Source organism: Zhouia amylolytica AD3, assembly GCF_000511935.2.
Classification (GTDB): domain Bacteria; phylum Bacteroidota; class Bacteroidia; order Flavobacteriales; family Flavobacteriaceae; genus Zhouia; species Zhouia amylolytica.
Genome location: NZ_AYXY01000023.1, coordinates 245,849 through 270,235 on the forward strand (window position 1 = coordinate 245,849; position 24,387 = coordinate 270,235).

A 24,387-nucleotide genomic window follows, 5' to 3' on the forward strand; every position below is an offset into this window, starting at 1 on the left:
AATACATCTAAATGTTTCTATATTACTCAAAAATTTATCTATTTTAGAAACATTTACCCTTTAAATTATGTTTAAACTTTATTTACCCATTCTTGTTTTAATTGTTCTTGTGAGCAGTTGTAATCCAGCGAAAAATAACGAGGAATTACAGACCCTGAAACTTTGGTTTGATGAACCTGCTAATGCATTGGAAGCAGATCCTGAAAACGGCTGGAAAAACAATCCTGAATGGATGAAAGCTGTACCATTGGGAAATGGCAGTCTGGGCGCCATGGTTTTTGGCGACGTACATACCGAACGCATTCAACTCAATGAAGAGAGCATGTGGTCGGGGAGTCCCGCTGACAACAATAATCCTGAAGCTCAAAAACATCTGGATAGCATTCGAAAGTTATTGTTTGAAGGCAAATACAAGGAAGCCACCCTCCTCACCAACCAGACTCAGGTATGTAGTGGGAAAGGATCAGGACATGGTAATGGGGCGAATGTTCCTTTTGGATGCTTTCAGACCTTAGGAGATCTATGGATAGAGAATCATTCAAAGTCACCATATACTGATTATTATCGCGATTTAAACTTGCACAATGCGATCGCTACGGTTAAATATGTACAAGACGAAATAAGCTATACCAGAGAAATTTTAACCAGTCATCCGGATCAGGTATTGGCCGCTTCATTTAAAGCAAGTAAGCCGGGAAGCATCTCATTTGATGTTAAAATGAATCGCCCGGAGTATTACAAGACCTTTACAAAAGATGATCAATTGATCATGACCGGTGAACTACCGGACGGAAAAGGTGGCACTAATTTAAAATATATAGCCAGGTTGCAAGCGGTAGCTAAAAACGGTACTGTTTCTTACGCTGATGATGGCATTGAAATTAAAAATGCTGACGAAGTAACACTCTACCTCACCGCATCGACTGATTACGTATTGGAGCATCCACATTATACCGGTCGCGATTATAAGAGCGTTAGTTTAGCAAACCTCAACAATTCCGTTAAGAAGGGTTTTGAAGCTATTAAAGCTGATCATATTAAAGACTATAAACAATATTTTGACAGGGTTCAACTTGACTTAAGTCAGGGTAAAATAGCGAACATCCCCACTGATGAACGCGTGGAACAATTCAAAGATTCATTAAATGATCTACACTTAACTGAACTGAGCTTTCAGTACGGTCGATATTTATTGATCTCATCATCGCGACCGGGAACGCTTCCTGCTAACTTACAAGGTATCTGGGCCAATCAGATACAGACCCCATGGAATGGTGACTACCATACTGATGTTAACATTCAAATGAATTACTGGCCTGTGGAAACCACCAACCTATCAGAATTACACCTCCCCGTTTTCGACTTATTACAAAATCTCGTAAAACCGGGAAGTGTTACCGCCGAGGTACAGTATGGGAATAATGGCTGGGTCTTACACCCTATTACCAATGTCTGGGGGTATACAGCTCCGGGAGAAATGGCTTCCTGGGGAATGCATTCGACAGGTGGGGCCTGGTTGTCTCAACATATCATGGAACACTTTGAATTTACCAGGGACACCAGTTTTTTAAAGAAAATGTATCCTGTTTTAAAGGGATCTGCCGCCTTTTATAACGATTGGCTTACTGAAGACCCAAAGACGCAGAAGTTGGTTTCGGGACCGGCAGTTTCCCCTGAGAATACTTTTATTACCGAAGATGGTACCACCGCTCAAATCAGTATGGGACCATCACATGATCAACAAGTAATCTCCCAGCTTTTTAAAGACCTTATCAAGGCTTCAGAAACACTTAAAATTAGTGATAGCTTTACCGCTATTACCAAAAGTAATTTAGATCGATTAGCTACAACGAAGATCGGAAGTGACGGAAGGCTTATGGAATGGGCTGAAGAATTTAAGGAGCGAGAACCTGGTCATCGCCATATTTCCCATTTATTTGCGGTTCACCCGGGGGCTGAAATCAATTTAGTCGATACGCCTGAACTTGCAGCAGCAGCTAAAAAATCATTAGACTACAGGATTGAAAACGGAGGTGGCCATACGGGATGGAGTGCCGCATGGCTTATTAGTCAGTATGCTCGTCTGGGTGAAGCTAAAGAAGCTCATAATGCTTTAAATACGGTTTTAACTAAAAGTACAAGTAAGAATCTATTTGGGTTACATCCTCCATTTCAAATTGATGCTAATTTTGGAACTACGGCCGGAATTGCTGAAATGCTACTTCAGAGTCACACAGGTAAAATAGAACTGTTACCAGCCCTTCCTGAAGATTGGCAAAGCGGGAGCTTCTCAGGTCTTAGAGCCAGAGGTGGTTTTACAGTTGACCTAAGCTGGGAACAAGGTAAACTAATGTATGTTAATATCAGGTCTGATTACAATCAACCGTGTACAGTTTCATATAACGGACAGGATATAACCTTTGATGCAAAGGCTTCCACTGATCATGAAATCAAGGAATTATACTGAAAAAAGATGCTAACACAACTGGATGCGGGGATCATGATTGACTAAATCTACCGTGTTTATTCAGATCGAATTCATAGGTAAAGATGCTTGCTCAAATTTAAAGTTAAGCCTCTTTACCTTTTTTTATAAGCATATAAAGAAGTCCGATGAAGGCTATTGCACTGATGGCATACATTACCACAGGTATATTTCCGATGTTTCCCTGATAATACCAGCCTGAGAACAATGCTCCTAAACCAATACCGGCCTCTAAGGCTATATACATGGTAGCCACGGCTTTTCCCCGGGCATGTTTCAAACTCATATCTATGGTCCATGCATTTAAAGAAGGTGATAGTATTCCCATTGCAATACCGTACAGAACGGCTCCGATAATAAAAATGAGCACCGATGAGGCCATACCAAGCAGCAGCAAGGCAACAATCAAAAACACCAATCCTATAATGATTAGTATTTTTCGTCCGTAGGTGTCGGAAGCTTTGCCGGCAATAAACCGAATCAACAGAGATGAGACGGTGAATACGATAAAGAACATTCCTTTATTAGCAATCCCTAAGTGAGCTGTCCAATCCGGTATAAGGGTTAAAATGACCCCAAATGAAACGTAAACGAGTAATACAACGAAGGCGGCCGGTAACACTTCAAATGCAATAATATCACTGCGTTGAATTTGCAGAAGGTTCCATTTAAACTTTTGCTTTGACTCTAAGGTTTCTTTCATGTTTAAGATTACCAGCATAGAGAGTAACGCACAAACTGAGGAAACATAAAACAATATATTATATGAATAATTCATTTTTATCAGGCTTCCCAGAGCGGGTCCTACAGCCATTCCGGTACTATAAAAAAGACTTTGCATACCAATGGCTGTTCCCCAAAATTTAGCCGGTGTGATATCTGCCACATAGGCTGAGGTGGCTGTTGGTTTAAAACCGGTAGAAAATCCATGCAACAATCGCAAGAGTAAAAATCCAAAAACGGTGTGAAGTAAAGGATATAATAATCCACAGATCACACAGACCACCGTACCAAATATCATTATAGGAATTCTGCCAACGGTATCCGTTAGCTTTCCACTAAACGGCCTTGACACTCCTGCTGTAAGGGTAAACAATGCAATAATAAGTCCTATATACCTGGCTCCTCCTAATGAGGTAAGATATGCCGGAAGTTCCGGAATTAGCATATTATAGCTTGCTGAAAAAAGCAATGAACTCACACATACCAATCCTAGTTTAAGGTTATAAACCGGGTGTGAGTTATTTAAAGCAGGTATTTTTTTCATTGATATTGACTACTGATCTCGAACTATTTGTTTGAATAAAAAATTATTCGACCTTTATGCAGGCAAAGTAACAATAATACCCAAAGCTCTAAAAGGACATTTGTCCCGGTAAAACAATGATTCGTAAAAATCCAAAATTATTACAGTACTTAACAGAGACTCTCATCCAAGAGATTCCAGTTGATATTGTGGGTAATACCTATAAAGCCGGAGCAGTCATTCTCGATCAAAACAAGCGTGTATCCAATGTATATATAATAAAACAGGGAGTCACAAAGTGTTATCTTACCGAGGATAACGGAACTCAATTCATACAGGAATTTTTTGGTGAAGGTGAACTATTTGGTGAAGTTGAAACTTTAAAAGGTGGCTTAAGTTTTTGTTGTATTGAGGCGATCAATCCGGTGGAGATTATACAAATCCCTGCAAAGGTTTTTATGACATTATTGGATACGGATAAAAAATTCAATCGTCTCATTTTGGAAGCCTTGACCAATAAAATACAGTACAAAGCGATACGACATGCCTACAACCAATCTCATACTATTGAAGATAAGATCCAACGTTTAGAAAAAGATTTTCCTGAATTATTTCAAAAACTTGCTAAGCAAGACATCGCAAATTACCTGGGCATTACCCCCAGAAGTTTAAACCGTGTTTTGAATAAAACTAAACTCTAAAGTTCTTTAGTCCATTGAAACCCCATTATTTTCAATGCTTCAAAGTAAGACTTGCCCTCTACAAATTCGTAGCAAACTTTCGATAACAACCATCAGTACCTCCCACTACTAAAAACATCTACTCATCACACTATTAACAAGTTATCGTTAATAACTTTACAAGCGACATCAAATTAAGACTCTAATTAATCGAATATTTTCCCTACATTTATCATCCCCAAGCATCGTACACAAGACCGACCAAGTCTAAAAAAACGAACTAAACTATGAACATAGACTACCTAAAAGAGCGAAACTCATTGGTGATTCATCACGATCTTACGGCTCAGTACAAAATTGTATTTATCATCTTTATTTTAAACATCATCAATGCTAGTATTAATCTATACATTCTAAAAGATAACCAATGGGGCGTATTTGAAATGTTATGGGTAACTATTGCCACTTCATCTGTTATTATGCTCATTTATTATAGTTTTTCCTTCTTTCAGAAATCAAAAATTAATTATGTGGAGCTCAATGATATTGAGGCCTTAATAGAGTACTCCGTATTAGGAAGAAAAAAATATAGTTTACTTCTTGTCGATGGCAGCAAACGACATTTTTCTAAACTTGTTAAGGCTCATGACATGATTAAAACCAAGGAACTTTTCAAAACTATTGGTGTTAAAACAATTCTTAAATAAAACGCTTTTAGTAAATATTATCAGTACAACTTTCCTGGTCTAAACATCGCTTTTTTAGTTCATCTGAATAAGTTTCATTAACTTAGAGTATCTATTCACAACTCAAAAAAGCTGTGAATCAACCAGTTTAGTCATGGAACCGACGACACCGCATGAAAAGATCAGAAAAACTATTTTATGGCTGGCGCGGATATCTGCCGCACTGGTCATTGCATTTATTTTATTTTTTCTACTTACTCATTTATCTAACCAGGGCAATACAGATAACCATGCCATTCCAACCAAAGATATCTTTGCATTTATTTTATTTCCCATAGGCACTTTATTAGGTCTTATTGTGTGTTTTATTCGGGAGCGAACCGGAAGTATTATTGCATTGATGAGCATGATTATCTTAATGATCATTCGACCTGACCTGGTTTCCAATCTATTATTATTAAGTCTTGCATTTATTCCCGGGGTTTTATTCCTTATCCATTCTTTATTACGCGAAGAAGCTAAATTCTAAGTTTCCTTAGCTAAAACAATTTACTCCGAATTTGTAACTAGCTGATTTTTAATGTATTTTAGTGTACTCTGAAGAGATCACTTTACCTACACAAACATCTCGTTTATGAATTCTAAAATCATATTATCCGTTATTTTTCTGTTTGTTATTTATCAGGTATCAAGTGCACAGGTCATTGATGTTCATATGCATAGTTATACCCAGGAAGATTATTGGGGAGTTAATGGGCATCCCTCAGGGGTAACCGCACCTAAAACGGCTGCCGAGCACCTTAGAGAAACCATTATGCTGATGAATAAGCATAATATTGAACATGCTGTAGTCAGTGGATCTATAGCAAGTATCAAGCTTTATTCGGCGGCTGATCCAAGATTTATTCCCGGATATTCCGATGAAGAAAAACTCATACCCATAGAAACTTTTGAAGCCCTCATAAAAGACGGAACCATTAAAGTTTTTGGTGAAGTGGCAGGCATCTACTATGGTCGCAGTTTAAACGATCCCATTTATGCTCCATATCTGGCCATTTGTGAAAAATATGATATCCCGGTAGCCTACCATACGGGTGGAGGCCCTCCAATGACCCCATACAATTGTTGTCCGAAGTTCAGAATTGCCCTGGGTGATCCATTACTCATAGAAGATGTTTTAGTCAGGTATCCGAAGTTACGTATATACCTGATGCACGGAGGTGAAGTTTTTTATGAACATGCTGTTCGGATGATGTCAATGTATAGACAACTCTATGTGGATCTCGGGGTTATGCTTTGGGTTGACCCTATAGTAAAATCATACGCTATAGACTTATTAAAAAGAGCCAAAGCAGCCGGACTTCTTGATCGGATTATGTTTGGTAGCGATCAGATGGTTTGGCCGGGAGCGATTAGCAAATCGATTGAATTCTTAAATAGCATAGCGTTTCTTACGGCAGAAGAAAAACAGATGATCCTGTACGACAATGCTAAAAGATTTTTAAAATTACCTACGGAATAGCAATTTCTGCCAAAGTATTTATGAATAGGGGATGCTACGGGGCTTCAGATTCAGATTCACAAAAAAATAAATTCAACTACACTACAGTGATTTGCATAGTTGCGTATCTCATTATCTATGCATAATTTAGATATAAATGTCTAATACTGAATTACCGAAGTAAGAAGCAATTAACTATAAAATTTCCGGATACAGCATGCTTTCCATTAGAAATATAAGGTCGAATAAAAAGGTTAAGAAAGCTTTGCTTGTCCTTTCTGGCCTTGTGTTATTCTTTCTTTTGGGAGTATCGATAGTCATTAACTTCATTATCACCCCCGGTAAATTAACCCCGAAAATTCTAGATATTATTAACTCAGAATTCAACACAACCACAACTATAGATCGTGCTGAATTAACATACTTTTCAAGTTTCCCGAATTTTGCCTTAAAACTATCGAACGGAACTTTATATGCCAAAGACAGTATTGCAAATGATACGCTACTTCATTTTAACACTGCCAGGTTGAAACTTAACCTTGTCGGAGTACTGCAAAAAAGTAAAAAGGCTATTAAAAAAATACAGATTCAGGAGGCAGATATAAATTTTAGTTTGGACTCTATGGGGGTTTCCAACTGGAGCAGTTTACAAAAGTTACCTCTTAAAACTTCAGATTCCTCTGGTGTTGTCGATAAACTGGACGCGCTTTACATCCCTCAGATAACTATTAAAAAATCGCATGTTAACTATTATGACCATTCTTCCGGACTTCAGGGTCAAATTGATAATTTCAATCTGGAGATCGATCCAAGTGTACGTAGAACTGATATAGATATACGTCTTAAAAGCAATAATGATAAAATCACTGTTTATCATAATTCTCTGGGGGCATTTACAGTACCCGAAATAAGTCTTGATTCAAAGTTGAAATTTTCACCAACGGACACGCTCTTGCAAATAAAAAAAGCGGATTTAAGCATTAAGGACATAAATTTGAGGAGTGAAGGTAATATTGAGCTCTTACCACAGAAAGAAAAGATTAGATTGGCTCTCAAAACCAAACTTACCACAAATTCATTAAAAGATTTATTGGCTTATATGCCTGAGCAATATTTAAAGAAAAAAGGAATTCGCACCAGAGGGAAGCTCCTGATGGCCTGCGAAATTAATGGTGTATTAAGCAAAAGTGAACTTCCTGATATTACCACCGATATTGTGTTAAATAATGGCTCTGTTTCTTTTGCCGGGTACGCTGGAGAAGTTAATGACATCCATGGTGAAATAGCTGTTGTAGTCAAACCTAAGGAACCGCTAAATTCATATGCAAGTATTAAAAACCTCCAAATAAAGGGGACCGGTATTGATATTAATGGATCTGGTAGTATCCAGCAGCTTTTAAAAAAACCAATTATAGACATCGACTTACACAGTGCCCTGAATTTTAACACGATCTCAAAAAACTTTCCTTTAAGTGAGTCATTGATTTTACAAGGTGAAGTTACATCAGAATTATATTCAAATTTTAATGCCACCGACCTTTTAAATTTTCAATTTAATGAGATCCCAATGAAAGGCACCCTCAGCGTTGATAAATTCTTACTTCATTCAAAAGAAGACAGTACATTAATCGAAGTGGAAAAAATTGAAGGAAGAGCTTTTAACCATGCTCAAAATATAAAGGACTGGGACGCTCTTCTTTCTGTAAAGGAACTGGGAGTTCATACCAAAGATATTCATTTTAGTATTGCCGAACTAAGTTCGGATTTTAGTCCTTCGAAAAATACTGATCTTAATAGTTACAGGGCACAAACCAAAGTACATCATCTCAAATTCAGTGCATACGATTCTATTGTTGCCTTTAGTAATAAGTCTGAAATGGCTATTGTCTATTTCCCAAAAACTGATACTGCCCCTCCCGGCATTAACTCCATCCTAAGAGCAGATAGCTTGACCCTTTCTCAGAAGAAAGTCTTTTTAACCGTTTTAAAAGGTGAAACTGAAATGAAAATCACCCAAAGGGATTCCGTTTGGGAACCTTCAGGCACCCTTTACTTTGACAATATATATGCACATGCACCCGAGTTTCTTTATCATATTCAAACCCCAAAACAAAGTATTTCATTTATTAATGATAACCTCAGCCTGAACCAGACTTCTATCTCTTTTGGAGATTCTAATATGGTTGTTAGTGGCGACATATACAATACGAAGGGATTACAGACGGGTGACCTGGTATCCGCAAGTCTTCAAATAACTTCTTCTTATATGGATGCCAATCAATTGATTGATGTTATGGCCCCGATGGACAATGGAGCCATCGTTAGTTTAGATAATAAAGTCATTATTGATACAACTTCAATAGCATACAAAAACAGAAAACGCAAATTCCGATTGCCTGAGTATTTTAAGTTTGAATTATACAATAACATTTCAAGGTTCCAGATGGGTCAAATGCAATTATATGGTATTACCGGAAATGTTAGTGTTGAGAAAGGTTTATTTAAAATGAAGGATATGCAGTTTAGGAATTTTGTTTCTGACCTGGATGCTGATCTGGCATTTAACACTCCAAAAAATGAAGCTGCAAATTTAGATTTTAAAGTTTATCTAAGTGAAATAGAAATGGCTCATATTAATGAAGTGGTACCTGTAATGGACTCCTTATTTCCGGCAGTTCATTCTTTTCAAGGGAAGGTGGATTTCAGAATAAAAGGAAACGTAGAACTGAATGAAGAGTTAAAGTTCAAACTTAAAACAGTCAGAGGGGTTGCAGCAATGAAGGCTACTGATATTTTCGTAGTGAATGACCCGGCATTCAAAGATCTGGCTAATACATTTAAATTTAAACACAAGCAAAAAAACCCGATAGAAACCTTAGAGATGCAAATGGCATTTAAGGATCATGGTGTGGATATCTTACCTGCTTTGATTGAAATCGACAAATACAAACTTGTACTTGGTGGCACACAACAACATGACATGAGCTATCATTACCATATTTCCGTATTAAAATCTCCTATTCCTTTCAAGACAGGTGTAGATATTACCGGTGAAAATTTTAAAGACCATCACATCAAACTATCAAAGGCTAAGTATAAGTACTATTTTACAGATAAAGAACGTTTACAAAAAAAGGCTGATTCTTCCATTGTGAATGAGAGGCTGGCAATTCTTAAAACATTAGATTTTTAAAAACCAAAAAAATAGCAATTATGAACCCCAAGGTGGATTTCTTTTTTAATAAGGATACAAAATGGCAAACTGCTTATGACCAATTAAGAACCCTGGTTCTGGAATGTGGTCTAACCGAGAATTTAAAATGGGGCGTTCCGTGTTACACTTATAAAAACAACAATATTGTCTTAATACATGGCTTTAAAGATTATTGTGCTCTTTTATTTCACAAAGGCGCTTTACTACAAGACACGGATTCCATATTAATTCAACAAACCAAAAATGTACAAGCAGCGCGACAGATCAGATTCACAGATGCCCAACAGATAGTTGACATGGAAGCTACCTTAAAGACCTACATATACGAGGCCATTGAAGTAGAAAAAGCAGGGCTTGAGGTTCGTTATAAAAAGACTTCAGAATTCGATATGCCCGAAGAATTTCAAAAAAAACTTGATGAAGACCATGCCCTGAAAATAGCATTTGAAGCATTAACACCTGGCAGGCAACGTGGTTATTTACTTCATTTTTCAAGCGCCAAACAATCTAAAACACGTGAAGCACGTATTGAGAAAAACATTCCTAAAATAATGGATGGTAAAGGGCTAAATGACCGCTGATTTTAACTTAAAGCATTCGGCTTAACACCTGAAGGATATATTGAGGTCTTTATGACTTCTTTACATATTTGGTTAAAATTACAATATGCTGTCCGTCTACTTTCCCTTCAATATGTTCCGGGTTATCATGGACCAATGATATCCTGCGAACCGCAGTACCTCTTTTGGCAGTGAAATTCGCCCCTTTAACATTCAAGTCTTTGATCAGTACAACGCTATCGCCGTCTTTTAATTCAGCGCCATTGCTATCTCTATGCTTTGGCTTATCGGGGTCTTCTCCATCCCCCATAGCTTTAGCAATTTTTAATTCATCTTCTTCCAGATACATCATATCCAATAAATCTTGCGACCATCCTTCACCTCTTAACCTGTTCAGCATTCGCCAGGCCATTACTTTTACCGCCTGGTGTTCGCTCCACATACTATCGTTTAAACATCGCCAGTGATTGGCATCTATTGTATCGGAATCACTCATTTGTTCGATACATGTAGCACACGCAAGAAGACTGTCATCTATGCCCTCTGAGGTTGCAGGGGGTACGGTGTAAACACTTAATTGTTCTTTGGCTCCGCACAGTTCGCACGAAGACTGACTTCTGTCCTGTAGTGATTTTAAAACGCTCATATGTATCTTGAATTGGCTGCAATATTACTGCTAATCATAACAGTTTACAAGTATTACATATAAAAAGGAGGCTAGCGCCTCCTTTTTTAATTCTGATTCGGCATAAAATTAATTCTTAGAAAGCTCAGGTACCGAACGATACAAATAATCTTCGTGTTTTCCTGTAAAATATTTCCCCATCTTCTCCCCAAATTCTTTACGGGCGTCTTCGGTGGTAAAATGTGCTTCAAAGAGTTCTCCATTCCTTTCCAGAGCTGCTTGTACTCCTGCTAAATCTTTTACGACAAACACTTCTATAAAGTCGGTACGATCAGAACCCCAGGCATGCATATGAGGGTAAAAGCCTATAACATGTTCATTTTTCATCACTACGTTATCGAACCATTCTTTATAAAGGTCATTAAATTCCTTCATGGTACCATTTTCCGGAAATGCACCATGACTCACCCTTACATAAGATACTAATGATTCTTTTGCCTTTTCAGGGTCTTCAGGTTTCATATATGGAAAACTAACGTATATCTCGTCGGAGTGCGCATTCATATAATAAGAATTCCTTTTCTTAAAGTATTCCTTACGTGCATCACTATCTGGCCATGCCGCTTCAACTAATTCGTCATTTTTATCCTGTGCTTTTTCAATATTTTCCCAGGAATCATAGACTGTTACAAAAATTACCTCAGAATTATCAGGAGTAAAATAATGAGTGTAAACCCCTGCATCAACAATGAGGTCGTTTTTTTTGATTACATTTTCCAGGTACTCTTTTTCAGTGGCAATCCAATCTTCCATGGAGCCGCCATCTTTATCAAAATTCCAGTGGTTGGTAGTGACAGTAAGGTAATACTGTGAAGGTTCTTGTGCTTGGATAGTGAATGCATACAGACATAATAAACATGTCCATAAGATCAGGATCGGTTGTTTGGTTGTTTTCATTGTTCCAAAATTTAGTTAGTGAATAATTTCCACAGCAGTAGCTTCACCTAAATTTGGAGTATGCACTAATTTGAGTATAGATTGTGTTAGAAGTAATACAAATATACAATTAATTAACATATCTTTTTGTTTTACAACTACTTATACGCTATTAATTGGCAGAACAATAGGGTTAAAATTTCGTAAGAACCCTTACTAAATTAAATAATTCTTTTCCCTATATATTTGGAATTAAGCAAGGTTAAGGCTCCCATATAGTCTACCTTAAAACTCACTAAATCACCTACTTTAAAATTGGCCTTATTTTCATCGACATCAATAACAATCATATCGGAACTGCTCCCTACTAAGCCATATTTATCGTGATCTTCATCTATAATAGTGAGGTGCTTTGGATCTACATCAAGCAAGCCGATATCTAAAATAGCCCGATAACTGGTTTCCTTATAATCCATGATTTCAAAACTTGGTTTTTCTCCGGCAACATTAACACCTACCAGGCCCGTTGGATTTTTTGGTTTTTCGATGATTTCAATAATCTCCGCCTTCAATAAAAACACATCCTGTTTCATTTCAGGAATATTGGTGTGTTCGACAATATCATTGCCAAAATACAGGGTTTCACCAATTCTGAAATGATTGACTCCCTCAGGCACCAGTCCCTTAGTTAACAATGGAAAACTAATCGAAGTACCAGCTGATACCCATTTTATTTTTTTATTAAACTTGGCTTCGATAAGCTGTTCATACAAGCTCATCTGGATTAATTTATCATGGGATGGCATGATGCCATTCATACAATTCAGGTTGGCACCGAGCCCCACAACCTCAACCCCTTTCAAATTAAAAACTTTATCATAAAAATCTATAAAATCTTCACGCATGACCCCTTCTCTCAAATCGCCCATTTCTATCATGATCACAATCTGATGTCGTTTCCCTAATTTTAAGGCGCGGTCGTTAATAGCTTTAATGGTTGAGAACTGGGTATTGAAACTAATATCAGCAAAAGCAAGAAGATCATCTATACTTCGTTGGGGTACCGGCTTGATATATACGGTTTCTACTGATGGGTCTATCTCTTTAATTTTTTTCAGATTACTTAACCTGGAATCTAAAACCGTTTTTGGTTTTAACTTGAGAAGCTCTTTCAGGAATAGTTCATTACCACACAACAATTTGGTTACCACACCCCATTCTTTCCTGTCCTTTTTAAATATTGCATCTAAATATTTAAAGTTGTGTTTTAACGATTTTGTATTAAGCTGTAAATATGCCATGGTCTCTGCTTTGCTTGGATATAAGATAGAAAATAAAAGCCGAAAGTAAAATTCCCGGAAGTATTGGATCGAACCCAAATGGTATATCGATTTTTAAAAAAGTCAGCAATAAAGTAGATGCTCCACCAACAATCATCGACCATAGTGCTGCTTTTCCCGAGGGTTTCCTAACATAAAGCATCCCAATGACAGGCACAAATAGCCCCGATACCATAAAGGCATAAGACATTAACATCAATTCCAACACATTTTTCATCAATGTCGCTAATAAAACCGCAACAGCGCCAATAATTAATGTTGCGAGCTGTGAATGGCGAATATTTTTATTGTTCTGACTGTTAAGGCCCAGAATATCCGTTATAAAATTCCCGGAAGAAGCTAACAGGCAACTATCTGCTGTAGACATAATAGCCGAAAAATAAGCTGCCAGCATGAGCCCCATTAATCCGGCAGGTAAAATATTTTTAAGTAAGAGTGGTAATCCAATTTCCGGATCCATAGCTGTTACAGATGCAAAACCATCAGCTAAAAACATACCTTGTTCTGCTCCTACCCTTGCAAATAGGCCGAGCAGCACACCCATAAAGGCCATGACGGGATATTCAAAAAGTCCGGCTGTGAACCAGGCTTTTTTCGCTGTCTTTTCATCTTTACATGCATAAATTCTCTGGTAGAGTGTCATTCCTATAAACCAAATTGGTATGATCGTTACTGCCCAATTAATAAGCTGTACCCAGCTTACACTTGTCAGGCTTAAAAAACCATCGGGCAAAACCTTTACGATTGCCTCATAACCGCCGAGCTCTACATACGAAATTGGAATGCCTATCAGAATGAGTCCTAACATTAATATCGCCCACTGAAATGTATCGGTATAAACCACCGCTTTAATACCCCCAAAAACGGTATACACTACGGCAATAACGCCCATGATCAATACAGCTTTGTTGACTGATAATTCAGGAAAAGTACCAACAGCTAATTTAGCTCCTGCCAATAATTGCGAGGAGGTAAACCCAAGGTATCCGATAAAGGATATGATTCCTGCAAGAAGGGCCACTCTGGCTCCATATTTTCTTTTTAAGAGTTCGGGAAATGTTAGTAAGTTAAACAAATGGCCTTCACTTATGACTTTAGGAATGAGAAATACGGCACTGAGCCATGCTCCTAACAACCCTGTAAACAACATCCATGAACCGGAGATTCCCATAAGAAAACCTAAGCCCCCCAATCCAATTGAAAATCCTCCGCCCACATCGGTAGCTACAACAGAAAGTCCAATATGCCAGCTTCCCATTTTATTACCGCCGGTATAGTAGTCTTTGGCATCTTTATTTTTGTAGTGGAAATAAAAACCAATTCCGAGAACGACTATGATGTAGACAATAAAAATTGCTATATCTATCGTACCCATACTATTTGGTTAAGCGCATTTCGAGGTATTTATTCGTAAACCCTAATTTTTCATATAGTATTTTAGCAGGGTTATCGGGTTCTACATGCAGTGCCAAACCTCCTTCAATGAGACTGATTGCTTTTTCCATAACGGCTTTCCCAACACCTTTACCCCTGGCAGTTGTAGCGACTGCGATGTAAACAAGAATATTTTCTGGAATATAGCCAGACATTCCTGTTTCGTTAATAATGGTAATTCCAACAATTTTTCCATGATCTTTCGCAACCAAAGCAAAACCTCCATGGGCTGTAACTTCATCCATGACAGCATAGTTAAGACACTTTAGGATGTCTTCCTTTGGATCTCCATATTGTTCGAGGTTATTAAAAAGAAAATCGACGATTACAGATTTCGTTTTTTCGTCGGGTTTATTATTGGTATTATACAAGATAAAACTCAGCATACCTTTGATTTAAATAAATTATACAATTACTCTTCCTGACCTTGCAGATATATATTTCGGTACCTGGCTTTTTCTCTGGTCTTACGACGAGCCATTGATGGTTTGGTAAATTCTTTTCGATCCCTAATCTCTCTGATCATTTTGGTTTTGTTGAACTTTCGCTTGTAACGCTTTAAAGCTCTTTCAATACTTTCATCCTTTTTCACTATAATTTTTAGCATATCTTTTTTTTAATTATACAATCATATCCTATAATATAACTAAAAAAAATAATTAAAATGTGTGTTAAGGAAGTATTAATCTTGGCGATTTAGCTCAATTTACATGGATCGTAAAGCCTTCTGATCTTTTTTAGGAAGAGAGGCAACTATAAGATCGTAAGAATGATCAATAAGCTCTTGTAAAAATACATCAGAGATATGTGTGTCAGAAAGTGAAATGGTGTTCCAGTGTTTTTTACTCATGTGATACCCTCCCTGAATGCCTTCATATTCTTCACGCAATTCACGAGCCCAATCAGGATCGCATTTCAAATTTATTTCAGGTGTTCCTTCCTCCCACTTCATTAAAGACGATAAGGCAAACATTTTACCCATGACCTTAAATACCAATACATCCTCATTAAAAGGAAACGCTTCGGTTACCCCCTTTTTTGAGATACAATATGCTCTATAAGCCTCTATATGCATAATTATTCTTTTAAGGCTTCCTTCATTAGGAGTTTTTCATTTGTTGTAATCTCCAAAGCTGAATAATCCAGTTTCCAACCTATGGTTTCAACAATGTTCTGAATGATCAGAATAGTTTCAAGGGCTTCCTTCCTGGCTGTATCCATAAGTCCACTTTCAGGAATCTTATCCATCACAAATTCGCGGGCTTTCTCATTTAACTGAGATATCTCATCTGGTTTAAATTTATTCAATACACCATCTTTGATATCATAAAATTTATAGTTCGGCTCGAAGCTTAACACCTCAGGTTCTGGAAACGCATGTAAAATAATTCGTTTGCGCTTATTATCAGCTTCCATTTTTAGTTTTTGAAGGTTGAATCCTATATGTACCTTGGCTTTCACGATTAATAAGGCGCGTTTGGTGCTGGAAATCATTCCAAAGAAATACCCTTTATCTTGCTGATGATCATAAATCTCAGCAAATTCTCCTTCTACAACGACCAATTTACATACTTTCCTTATTTTCTCAAGCAGCACAACCGACTGTGTATTGGTCACTTCTTTACTTCGCTTTAATCGATATGTTGAGAAAAGCCAATACATACATACCGCTCCAACGAAAAGACCTAAAAATATTTGAATTATATCACTCATTCGTGTTTCCTATTTTCCCTAAATGGGTGTCGTGAAAAGATGTTGGATACTTTAGTCCATAACCCAGTGCTCTATCGAACGAGGCATGCCCAAAGATAATAATCCCAATTAACTGAATGTACTCATTAGCAAGATATAAGCCTAAAAAGAACATCAATACCGCTACAGCTTTGTGATGAAAAAGGTTATAGGTAAAGGCTCCCGTTTTCGGGTTAAAGACATAACCCAGCATTCCGATATCCGGTAGTAATATTAAAACTAAAAACCACCACCAAGCAAAAGACAAAGTACTAAACAAATATATTGCCAGGCCCAGCATCAGGAGTTCTTCTATTTTGATACTATTTTTCATCAGGTATTATTTCATATAAAACAGGTTTGCTAGGAGCGGCATCATTTTCAAAGGGGGCTACCTGTAAATTTAAAAAATAAGTGCCATCTTTAACTTCATTGGGTACATATATAAATTCTGTGATGGTAGCATCATACCTTCTCAAGCCATCAAAATTCCAAAAAGCTTTATGTGCTAATAATTTTCCTTCATCTTTTTCTTTATCTACAGAGGGCAAATCGATTAATAAGTGCTTTACTCCTTTTTCTCTTAAAAATGTTGCAGCCTCCTCTTCCAGGTATGGCGGATTGGTGTGCGCGTATTGTTTCGTTAATTTATCGGAATAGTTTGGGAGGGTTCTGATAACCACGGCATCAGGTCTTTTTCCGTGTAAGGCAACCTTTAATTGTTGGGCCGGAATTATAAAATCATCCTCAATTTTTCCCGGTGCAACCGTTACCACTTCGGCCATAAAGAAATACTTTTTCAAGTGTTCATTAATCGAATGAAACTCATGTGTTATGTGTCCGAGGCACTCGGTATGTGTTCCATGAGCATGAGGTATAACGTTTATGGCGTTGAAGTTTGTGGAAGCTCCTTCAGAAACTGCGCCTATAAAATCTCCATCCTGAACAGGTTGAATGGTGGGTGGCCCCACATACCAGGCATTTACATTTTCGCCCCCATTTTTAATGGGAATCGAAATGTCTATAGGGTTATTAAAATTTATAGGGTATTTTTTGTTTTTGTACTGAATTGTAGCTTTCAAGTTTATTTAGGTTTTTAGTGTTTACTGTAAATTTAAAAGAAATAAATCAGAAGCAATACCATCGGCTAAAAATTTCCCTTTGGCCGTCGTTTTCAAAACAGGCATGGACGGGTTGGCATTATCGATCTCCAATAAACCCTCTTCTATATACTTCTGAGACTGCTGTATCAGGTATTCCAGATACTTTTCTCCAAAGCTCTCTTTAACTTTATTGAGCGACACCCCCCAAATGGTTCTTAAACCTGTCATTATGGTTTCATTAAATCGATCGACCGTTGACAGGGTTTCAACTTCAGATGGTAATATATTTTCCTGAAGGCTTTTAATGTATTTTGAATTATTGGCTACATTCCAACTTCTGTGAAGGCCATCATAACTATGTGCTGACGGACCGATACCAAGGTATTTCTTACCGAGCCAATAGGCAGAGTTGTTTTTACTAAAGTATCCTTCTTTCCCAAAATTAGACAACTCATAATGAATAAAGTCGTGCTCCATTAGGGTATCTACCAGAAGTTGAAAATGTTGTTGAGCTATTTCATCATCGACTGGTTTAACAATTCCTTTTTCTATAAATTTTTCTAAAGCTGTTTTGGGTTCTACGGTTAAGGCATAACTCGAAATATGTGGAATATTAAAACTTAATGCTGTTTCGATATTTTGCATCCAGCCTTCATTGCTCATTCCCGGAATCCCGTAGATCAGGTCTATGGTGATATTATCAAAAATGGCTGTAGCTGCTTCAATACACTTTTTAGCCTCTTTGGCATTATGAGCGCGGTTCATCAATTTTAGGTCTTCCTCAAAAAATGATTGTATTCCAATACTCAAGCGATTGATTCCGATGCCTTTGTATGCTTCAAAAATAGTTTTCGACTGCTCTCCAACTAATGATGCTTCTGTTAGGTCATCAGGATTAGCTTCCAGCGTAATTTCGGGATCTGCAATCACCTTGTAATTTTCATAAACTGCGGCGATAAGGGATTTTAACTCTTGAACAGATAACAAGCTAGGTGTACCACCTCCAAAATATATGGTCTCTACAGGTTCATCCTGCAACTCGTTTTTACGCAATTGCATTTCTTTGACCAGTGCAATTACCAAATCATCTTTTTTCTTTAAGGAGGTCGAAAAATGAAAATCGCAGTAATGACAGGCCTGCTTACAAAAGGGAATATGTATATAAATTCCAGCCATATTTAGTATTCAGTGTTCAGTATTCAGTGTTGAGCCTTGTTATTTTGATGTTTTCACCCCAAATTTATGCGGGTTCAACATCGTGTAATTAATAAGCTTAATCACTTCATAACTTTCATTTATAAATTCATTATACAGATTTTCTGTTAAATAATCACATCTAAATGAGAATTCTATCCAAACCTGAGTTTCAGAATTTTCTGCATCACTATCAGGGCATAAGTTTCCTCTTTAGGGAAAGCTTTGGTCTCTTCAAAAATTCTCATAGCCAATTCAAACTATTTCCTATACGAATAAAGATCTTGAAACTTCATGTTTAATCTTGGTTTTAGTGAGTTACTGCTACTGAATACTGCCAACCGCTATTTAATCTTATCCTGATTCTGCTTAACAAAAGACTCCCAACCGGAATAGCTTTTTGTTTGCTGGGTTTTTCCGGAATTAAAAAAATGACAAACAGCAGCTGCCAGACCATCAGTTGAATCTAAATTTTTAGGCAACTCTTTTATACTAAGTAAACTTTGAAGCATTCTTGCTACCTGTTCTTTACTTGCATTACCATTCCCGGTTATAGCCATTTTAATCTTCTTGGGTGAGTATTCTGTAACGGGCACCTGACGTGATAAACCCGCTGCCATGGCCACTCCCTGGGCTCTCCCTAATTTAAGCATCGATTGAACATTCTTACCAAAAAAAGGTGCTTCAATGGCTATTTCGTCAGGATGATGTGTATCGATTAGTTCGATCGTACGTTCAAAAATTAATTTTAGCTTTACGTAAGGGTCTGTATACTTTTTAAGCTGTAATTCATTCAACTGCAGTAAGGTCATTTTTTTATTAACGACCTTAATCAAACCAAAACCCATAATAGTGGTTCCGGGATCTATTCCTAATATGATCTTTTCTGTGTTCAAAATGTATGATATGAAGCGGTGTCCCTTTTCTACAAAGCTACACTAATCCGCCTTTAAAACAATAGGAAGTTTAATTTTGGTGCTCACCGGAATATCTCTTTTAATAGCAGGATATAATTTTGGCAATTGTTTTAATGACTCATTGATAATACTATCGAGTTGTGGTATCTGTTTATTGATCACGTCTGTTTTCTCGATACCCGTAATTTTAATGGTTCCGGTATTTGAGATCAACATATGGACCTTTACGGTATCATTCAGACTCTTATGAACCACTATGTGATTGTTTTGAAGGGTTTTAAAAACCTGATTCGTGAAGGTCGTCTGGAAACATCTTCGTTGCTGCGTTTTGTCAGCTGTTTCATCGCAGGCCTCAAAAAGAGGGTACTGATCTACTTCATTCCAGTTAATGCTTTGCATCTCTCTATTGACCAATTCTTCCTTGGAAGGCTTACCTCCAAAAATATCGCATGAGACACATAATACTATGAGTAAAAAAGCAGCTGTTAGACGCATGAAAATCAATTCTGTGACGAATTTACATAATTAATCTTTATCAATGAAAAATTACATTTTTTTCATCAATCAGCTGCAAGATGAATTTCGGCTTTTAATTCGGATATGCGTTTTTCTGCATGTACCCGATAACGTTTACCAAACCTATGGTTTCCAAACTTATCCAGGTAGTTTTGATAGTACTTGATTTTCGTTTTTGGATCTTGATAATAATGATCACTTACAAAACAGATATTGTAATAAGTGATGTAATCATCAGGATTTTGTTCGTAGGTTAACCAATAGTAATCCAGGGCCTTTTTATAATCTCTTTTGGTTCTGTAGGAACTTGCTATAGCATGGTATTCTCTGGAGAGATCTACTCTTTTCACCGTTATGGCTTCTTTAAAATAAACGATTGCGCTATCTGCCTGCTTTTCCTTTCTGTAAATATTTCCAATATTAAAATAAGCATCGCTATTGGCATTGTCGATACCGATCGCTCCCAAATAACTGTCTATAGCCTCTTTATTTCGCCAGTCTTTTTCATAACAATGTCCTAAATACATAAAAATGTAGGTTTCCAAATAGCGTTGTTTGATAAGCTGTTCGAAATATGGAATGGCACTGTTGTACTCCTGAAAATTATAATGAGCTAATGCCTTCAGGTTGAGTAATTGCGCATTTGTAGGAGCTACCTTCAGGCCTTTGTCTACCAGGAAATGAACCGAATCCATATACTTTTTTTTAAGGTAATAAGCCCCTAATTCTTTAATGTTATTAATATGAGTGGTATCGAGATGAAAGGTTTTTTTAAAGCTGTCTTTGGCCTTATCACGTTTTCCCAAAGCCTCAACCGACAACCCATATCGATAATGATTATCCGGATTCAATGAGTCTTTCTGTGTGAGTAGAAGGAAGGTGTTTTCGGCCTTTTCAAACTGTTTGGTTTTAAAATAAAGCTTTCCTAATTCTTTTTGTGGAAGCAACTTCTCCGGATTTTTGGAAACAATACCTTCATATTGCAGGATCGCTTTATCCAGGTTTCCCAACGCGACGTATGCCTGGGCAATTTTTAACTGATTAGTATAAGATGGGTTTCGGGCATATAAATTAATGGCTTTGGTATAATGACCATTTTTAAAGAGGTTGTCAGCTTCATTGGAAACCGGGGCTTGCGCCCCGGCTACTAAAACCCAAAACATTACAATTAATCGAACAAAAGTTTTCATGAAGTCAGATTACATTATAATCTTTAAAACATTATTATCAGCAATCTTTACTTCAGTATTTGGTAACCCTTTATATTGAAAAATCAGTTTTTGTCCTTTCTCTACCTTGATTGCAAAGTCACCGTCATAATTAGTTACAGCTCCCTTGCTGGTACCTTCAATGACAATTGCCACGCCCGGTAGCCCTTTTCCATTATTAGATACATTCCCCTTAACTATACCCGATTCCAATGAGGAATCGTACTCTTGGTAAACAGCACGAGCTCCTGCGTTAGGTTTTACCATTGAAGTTTGTTTATCTGACACCTTTGTAAATTTAGTTTGATCTGATAACCTAAAAACAATTGGATAAGCAAAAGTCACAGGCACGGCATTTCCATTATCATCTCTTCCTGGTTCAATTACCGGTAATGCATTAATGATTCTTTTGGCTTCAGCTTCTAATAACTCATGTGGCCCCCTGGTTCTCATTACCGTAGTAGATCCGTCAGGATTAATTTTAAACTGAACATACACTCTTCCTTGTACTCCTTGATCATGAGCTTTTTTAGGATAACGAAAATACTTTCTTACATGGGCATCGAGCTGGTCCTTAAAACACTGAAATTGTTCTTTTTCAATTATATCAATACAAGTTGGAAATGCCGGTTTTTGAGAAACTACCGCAAACGGCACCTCAGGTCCTCCATCTTGTTTATTCATGGGTTTATTTTCGCCAGGAGTAGGGGTGTCTAGACTAAAAGATATAGGATAAGCAAAACTTACAGGAACGACATTGTCGCTTTTATCTCTACCCGGATTCAGTTGCGGAAGTAGCTCGATAATCCTGTTGGCCTCTTTTTCAAGTGATTTAGCGGGACCTCTTAATCTTAGTACCTCAGCCTCTCCGTTGGTATCAATTCTAAACAATACATATACTCTTCCTTCTTCTCCATTTTCCATAGCCTCTTTTGGATAAGTGAAGTGCTTTCGAACATGGGCATTAATTTCCTCTTTAAAACTCTCAAATAAATTTTCGTCATTTTCATGACCTTTAAATGTAGGTTTTTGAGCTACAACTGTAAATGGAACATCCTCAGTATTCAGGACCGTATTCTCCGGTGTTGATTCTTCTTTAGCCTCTTTTTCGCATGAAGTATAAACCAACATGCCTAATACCAAAGGTACCATTAGCAAATACTTTAATTGCCAGACTTTTCTAGATCTTGTTTTTTGTAACATAACGATTCGTTTTTTGATTAATGAATGATTAAAAAATTGATTGATGAATGATATATGTTCTGTATTGAACACTTGTTCCAATAACAGCTCATACGATTGTTTCTTTGATTTCTTTGCCGTGTGCGCATCGGCTATAAACTCATGCAACTCTGAAACTCGTGCCTGATAGATATAGATGAGTGGATTGAACCAAAATACGATGCGTAAGAGTTCGAACAGCATTAAGTCCCACGTATGCTTTTCTTTGATATGCACCAGCTCGTGTTCGATGATATGCTGATGATTCTTCTCTTTAATACTATCTCCGAGAAAAATATGCTTAAAAAAGGAAAAGGCTACTTCACTCTTGGTCAAGAGCACCTCAGTATATTCCTGATACCAGTGGATCTTTCCTTGTCGTTTTAATTGATAGATCTTATATAACTTATATCCAAACCAAAGTACACTTAGCAAACTTCCTGCAAGCAACAACCACTGCCACCAGAATAAATCTGGCAACAAGGAGGCCTGTGCAGCCTGGCTCTCTGTAACCGTGGTTTCCGCTAAAACGATAACAGGTAATTGCATCGCATATGCCTGGGGCACTACTTCTTTAAAGGAATCCAACTGAATGAAAGGCAGTGCTAACGAAAGTAGTGGCGTGATAATTAAATACGCCCTGTTCCAGTTAAAAAAGGTTTCTTTCTTTAGCAACACATCGTATACTAAAAGAAATAGCAATTGGAACGCTATGGTTTGGATAATGTAGTGTAACATGATTATTCGTCTTCTTTGTTCAACTCTTTTAAAATGGCTTCCATCTCTTTCAGGCTGATGTCATTCTTCTTGACAAAGAACGATACCATACTTTTAAAGGAACCCTGAAAGTAATTGTCCATTAGCTTATTAAGCGATTGATTGCTGTACTCCTCTTTCTTTAACAGCGGATAATACACATACCCCTTCCCTTCTTTTTCATGCCCTACAAAGCCTTTGCTTTCCAGGATTCGAATAATCGTAGAAACCGTATTATAGGCGGGTTTTGGCTCCGGCAAATTCTTAATGATGGTGGCTACATTGGCTTTTTCTAAAGTCCACAGCCACTGCATGATCTCTTCCTCGGCTTTTGTTAGTTGTTTCATATCAACTAATGTTTTAGTTTATTAATGCAAATATAACTAATTTTTTAGTTTAAACTAATTGTTTAGTTATAAAATATATGTAACAAAGATTCTATATCTTCGTCAAACAAATAAAATAGTACATGGACATCCTCTTTTTAGCATTAGGTTTTGTATTCATAATTTTAGGCATTCTGGGTAGTTTTTTACCTGTTCTACCTGGTCCACCGTTAAGCTGGGTAGGTCTGTTATTTCTATACCTCACTAAATCTGTACCCGATAACTGGTGGGTTTTAGGCATAACACTTGTGATAGCTATCCTGATTCTTGTCTTAGACTATATTATTCCTGTCGTAGGGACCAAACGATTCGGAGGCTCCAAAGCTGGAATGATTGGTACTACTGTAGGTTTGGTGATCGCTATCATATTTCCGGTATTAGGTATATTAGGAATTATCATCTGGCCTTTTATTGGTGCATTTGTTGGCGAATTGATTAATAAGGCTGATTCTAAGAATGCCTTAAAGTCTGCTTTTGGTTCCTTTATTGGCTTTTTAACCGGTACTTTTTTGAAGTTTGCTGTGGCCATAGCCTACCTTGTTATCTTTATTAAAGTAATTATCACGAATAGTGAAGCCTTGTTTAGTTTTTGATATTTTTTGATTCAAACATAAATTACTTACTTTTAGGGAGTTTTAAATAAAAAAT

At 37.1% G+C, this 24,387-nt stretch carries 25 protein-coding genes; 8 read left to right on the forward strand and 17 right to left on the reverse strand.

Annotated features, from left to right (window positions below; genetic code table 11):
- Positions 1–67 precede the first annotated feature (67 nt).
- Complete coding sequence (locus tag P278_RS11825; protein WP_051413544.1) at positions 68–2,467, forward strand: glycoside hydrolase family 95 protein; 2,400 nt, start codon at positions 68–70, stop codon at positions 2,465–2,467.
- Between the two features lie 103 nt (positions 2,468–2,570).
- Here the strand turns inward: P278_RS11825 and P278_RS11830 are convergent, their stop codons facing one another.
- Entirely contained in the window at positions 2,571–3,752 is a 1,182-nt protein-coding gene (locus P278_RS11830; protein WP_038267014.1) for an MFS transporter, read from the reverse strand.
- Between the two features lie 116 nt (positions 3,753–3,868).
- Between P278_RS11830 and P278_RS11835 the strand changes: the two genes are divergently transcribed.
- The 6 genes from P278_RS11835 (at position 3,869) to P278_RS11860 (ending at position 10,393) form a co-directional block, all read left to right on the forward strand.
- A complete protein-coding gene (locus P278_RS11835; protein ID WP_038267017.1) occupies positions 3,869–4,432 on the forward strand; it encodes a Crp/Fnr family transcriptional regulator in 564 nt (187 codons plus the stop codon).
- A gap of 266 nt (positions 4,433–4,698) precedes the next feature.
- Positions 4,699–5,118, forward strand: coding sequence for a hypothetical protein (locus P278_RS11840; protein WP_055725820.1), 420 nt, complete (start codon positions 4,699–4,701; stop codon positions 5,116–5,118).
- A 133-nt stretch (positions 5,119–5,251) separates the two neighbouring features.
- Positions 5,252–5,626: a DUF7670 domain-containing protein gene (locus P278_RS11845; protein ID WP_038267020.1), complete on the forward strand. Its 375-nt coding sequence runs from the start codon at positions 5,252–5,254 to the stop codon at positions 5,624–5,626.
- Between the two features lie 105 nt (positions 5,627–5,731).
- Positions 5,732–6,619, forward strand: a complete 888-nt coding sequence (locus P278_RS11850) for an amidohydrolase family protein (protein ID WP_038267023.1) — start codon at positions 5,732–5,734, stop codon at positions 6,617–6,619.
- A 196-nt stretch (positions 6,620–6,815) separates the two neighbouring features.
- The gene (locus P278_RS11855; RefSeq protein ID WP_038267026.1) at positions 6,816–9,791 is read left to right on the forward strand and encodes an AsmA family protein; all 2,976 of its coding nucleotides are present in this window, start codon (positions 6,816–6,818) and stop codon (positions 9,789–9,791) included.
- Positions 9,792–9,811: 20 nt separating this feature from the next.
- Positions 9,812–10,393 (forward strand): YdeI/OmpD-associated family protein, encoded by a 582-nt coding sequence (locus P278_RS11860; RefSeq protein WP_038267029.1) that lies wholly within the window; start codon positions 9,812–9,814, stop codon positions 10,391–10,393.
- Between the two features lie 49 nt (positions 10,394–10,442).
- Here the strand turns inward: P278_RS11860 and P278_RS11865 are convergent, their stop codons facing one another.
- From P278_RS11865 to P278_RS11940, 16 genes are all read right to left on the reverse strand, one after another.
- Positions 10,443–11,018 carry a PhnA domain-containing protein gene (locus tag P278_RS11865; protein WP_038267031.1) on the reverse strand — a complete coding sequence of 192 codons (576 nt, stop codon included), beginning with the start codon at positions 11,016–11,018 and terminating at the stop codon, positions 10,443–10,445.
- A gap of 108 nt (positions 11,019–11,126) precedes the next feature.
- The gene (locus P278_RS11870; RefSeq protein ID WP_038267033.1) at positions 11,127–11,954 is read right to left on the reverse strand and encodes a hypothetical protein; all 828 of its coding nucleotides are present in this window, start codon (positions 11,952–11,954) and stop codon (positions 11,127–11,129) included.
- Between the two features lie 200 nt (positions 11,955–12,154).
- Entirely contained in the window at positions 12,155–13,234 is a 1,080-nt protein-coding gene (locus tag P278_RS11875) for an alanine racemase (RefSeq protein ID WP_038267036.1), read from the reverse strand.
- Positions 13,215–14,648 carry a sodium:solute symporter family protein gene (locus tag P278_RS11880; protein ID WP_038267039.1) on the reverse strand — a complete coding sequence of 478 codons (1,434 nt, stop codon included), beginning with the start codon at positions 14,646–14,648 and terminating at the stop codon, positions 13,215–13,217. The genes P278_RS11875 and P278_RS11880 overlap by 20 nt, the downstream gene beginning before the upstream one ends.
- A 1-nt stretch (position 14,649) precedes the next feature.
- Positions 14,650–15,093, reverse strand: a complete 444-nt coding sequence (locus P278_RS11885; RefSeq protein ID WP_038267042.1) for a GNAT family N-acetyltransferase — start codon at positions 15,091–15,093, stop codon at positions 14,650–14,652.
- A gap of 26 nt (positions 15,094–15,119) precedes the next feature.
- Positions 15,120–15,314: a 30S ribosomal protein S21 gene (rpsU, locus tag P278_RS11890; protein WP_038267045.1), complete on the reverse strand. Its 195-nt coding sequence runs from the start codon at positions 15,312–15,314 to the stop codon at positions 15,120–15,122.
- Positions 15,315–15,413: 99 nt separating this feature from the next.
- The gene (locus P278_RS11895) at positions 15,414–15,782 is read right to left on the reverse strand and encodes an MmcQ/YjbR family DNA-binding protein (protein ID WP_038267049.1); all 369 of its coding nucleotides are present in this window, start codon (positions 15,780–15,782) and stop codon (positions 15,414–15,416) included.
- A gap of 2 nt (positions 15,783–15,784) precedes the next feature.
- Positions 15,785–16,420 (reverse strand): DUF4230 domain-containing protein, encoded by a 636-nt coding sequence (locus P278_RS11900; protein ID WP_038267051.1) that lies wholly within the window; start codon positions 16,418–16,420, stop codon positions 15,785–15,787.
- Positions 16,413–16,772 (reverse strand): DUF4260 domain-containing protein, encoded by a 360-nt coding sequence (locus P278_RS11905; RefSeq protein ID WP_038267054.1) that lies wholly within the window; start codon positions 16,770–16,772, stop codon positions 16,413–16,415. The genes P278_RS11900 and P278_RS11905 overlap by 8 nt, the downstream gene beginning before the upstream one ends.
- Positions 16,762–17,520 carry a cyclase family protein gene (locus P278_RS11910; RefSeq protein WP_082436151.1) on the reverse strand — a complete coding sequence of 253 codons (759 nt, stop codon included), beginning with the start codon at positions 17,518–17,520 and terminating at the stop codon, positions 16,762–16,764. The genes P278_RS11905 and P278_RS11910 overlap by 11 nt, the downstream gene beginning before the upstream one ends.
- Before the next feature lie 21 nt (positions 17,521–17,541).
- The gene (gene hemW / locus P278_RS11915; protein WP_038267061.1) at positions 17,542–18,717 is read right to left on the reverse strand and encodes a radical SAM family heme chaperone HemW; all 1,176 of its coding nucleotides are present in this window, start codon (positions 18,715–18,717) and stop codon (positions 17,542–17,544) included.
- 362 nt (positions 18,718–19,079) lie between these two features.
- Positions 19,080–19,631, reverse strand: coding sequence for a crossover junction endodeoxyribonuclease RuvC (ruvC, locus tag P278_RS11920; RefSeq protein ID WP_038267064.1), 552 nt, complete (start codon positions 19,629–19,631; stop codon positions 19,080–19,082).
- A gap of 42 nt (positions 19,632–19,673) precedes the next feature.
- Positions 19,674–20,147 (reverse strand): hypothetical protein, encoded by a 474-nt coding sequence (locus tag P278_RS11925; RefSeq protein WP_038267067.1) that lies wholly within the window; start codon positions 20,145–20,147, stop codon positions 19,674–19,676.
- 65 nt (positions 20,148–20,212) lie between these two features.
- Complete coding sequence (locus tag P278_RS11930) at positions 20,213–21,358, reverse strand: tetratricopeptide repeat protein (RefSeq protein ID WP_038267070.1); 1,146 nt, start codon at positions 21,356–21,358, stop codon at positions 20,213–20,215.
- A gap of 9 nt (positions 21,359–21,367) precedes the next feature.
- Positions 21,368–23,335, reverse strand: a complete 1,968-nt coding sequence (locus tag P278_RS16440; RefSeq protein ID WP_038267072.1) for a TonB family protein — start codon at positions 23,333–23,335, stop codon at positions 21,368–21,370.
- 2 nt (positions 23,336–23,337) lie between these two features.
- A complete protein-coding gene (locus P278_RS11940; RefSeq protein ID WP_038267075.1) occupies positions 23,338–23,700 on the reverse strand; it encodes a BlaI/MecI/CopY family transcriptional regulator in 363 nt (120 codons plus the stop codon).
- A gap of 122 nt (positions 23,701–23,822) precedes the next feature.
- On the opposite strand from P278_RS11940, the gene P278_RS11945 reads away from it, so the two are divergent.
- Complete coding sequence (locus P278_RS11945) at positions 23,823–24,332, forward strand: DUF456 domain-containing protein (RefSeq protein ID WP_038267079.1); 510 nt, start codon at positions 23,823–23,825, stop codon at positions 24,330–24,332.
- Positions 24,333–24,387: the final 55 nt, after the last annotated feature.

Bases quoted from the DNA above. Each gene is read 5' to 3' on its own strand.
- P278_RS11900 (WP_038267051.1), bottom strand. From the start codon at position 16,420: ATGAGTGATATAATTCAAATATTTTTAGGTCTTTTCGTTGGAGCGGTA.
- P278_RS11875 (WP_038267036.1), bottom strand. From the start codon at position 13,234: ATGGCATATTTACAGCTTAATACAAAATCGTTAAAACACAACTTTAAA.
- P278_RS11905 (WP_038267054.1), bottom strand. From the start codon at position 16,772: ATGAAAAATAGTATCAAAATAGAAGAACTCCTGATGCTGGGCCTGGCA.
- P278_RS11925 (WP_038267067.1), bottom strand. From the start codon at position 20,147: ATGCGTCTAACAGCTGCTTTTTTACTCATAGTATTATGTGTCTCATGC.
- P278_RS11855 (WP_038267026.1), top strand. From the start codon at position 6,816: ATGCTTTCCATTAGAAATATAAGGTCGAATAAAAAGGTTAAGAAAGCT.
- P278_RS11885 (WP_038267042.1), bottom strand. From the start codon at position 15,093: ATGCTGAGTTTTATCTTGTATAATACCAATAATAAACCCGACGAAAAA.
- P278_RS11940 (WP_038267075.1), bottom strand. From the start codon at position 23,700: ATGAAACAACTAACAAAAGCCGAGGAAGAGATCATGCAGTGGCTGTGG.
- P278_RS11880 (WP_038267039.1), bottom strand. From the start codon at position 14,648: ATGGGTACGATAGATATAGCAATTTTTATTGTCTACATCATAGTCGTT.
- rpsU (WP_038267045.1), bottom strand. From the start codon at position 15,314: ATGCTAAAAATTATAGTGAAAAAGGATGAAAGTATTGAAAGAGCTTTA.
- P278_RS11835 (WP_038267017.1), top strand. From the start codon at position 3,869: ATGATTCGTAAAAATCCAAAATTATTACAGTACTTAACAGAGACTCTC.
- P278_RS11860 (WP_038267029.1), top strand. From the start codon at position 9,812: ATGAACCCCAAGGTGGATTTCTTTTTTAATAAGGATACAAAATGGCAA.
- P278_RS16440 (WP_038267072.1), bottom strand. From the start codon at position 23,335: ATGTTACACTACATTATCCAAACCATAGCGTTCCAATTGCTATTTCTT.
- P278_RS11850 (WP_038267023.1), top strand. From the start codon at position 5,732: ATGAATTCTAAAATCATATTATCCGTTATTTTTCTGTTTGTTATTTAT.
- hemW (WP_038267061.1), bottom strand. From the start codon at position 18,717: ATGGCTGGAATTTATATACATATTCCCTTTTGTAAGCAGGCCTGTCAT.
- P278_RS11870 (WP_038267033.1), bottom strand. From the start codon at position 11,954: ATGAAAACAACCAAACAACCGATCCTGATCTTATGGACATGTTTATTA.
- P278_RS11945 (WP_038267079.1), top strand. From the start codon at position 23,823: ATGGACATCCTCTTTTTAGCATTAGGTTTTGTATTCATAATTTTAGGC.
- P278_RS11895 (WP_038267049.1), bottom strand. From the start codon at position 15,782: ATGCATATAGAGGCTTATAGAGCATATTGTATCTCAAAAAAGGGGGTA.
- P278_RS11830 (WP_038267014.1), bottom strand. From the start codon at position 3,752: ATGAAAAAAATACCTGCTTTAAATAACTCACACCCGGTTTATAACCTT.
- P278_RS11840 (WP_055725820.1), top strand. From the start codon at position 4,699: ATGAACATAGACTACCTAAAAGAGCGAAACTCATTGGTGATTCATCAC.
- P278_RS11845 (WP_038267020.1), top strand. From the start codon at position 5,252: ATGGAACCGACGACACCGCATGAAAAGATCAGAAAAACTATTTTATGG.
- P278_RS11930 (WP_038267070.1), bottom strand. From the start codon at position 21,358: ATGAAAACTTTTGTTCGATTAATTGTAATGTTTTGGGTTTTAGTAGCC.
- P278_RS11825 (WP_051413544.1), top strand. From the start codon at position 68: ATGTTTAAACTTTATTTACCCATTCTTGTTTTAATTGTTCTTGTGAGC.
- P278_RS11865 (WP_038267031.1), bottom strand. From the start codon at position 11,018: ATGAGCGTTTTAAAATCACTACAGGACAGAAGTCAGTCTTCGTGCGAA.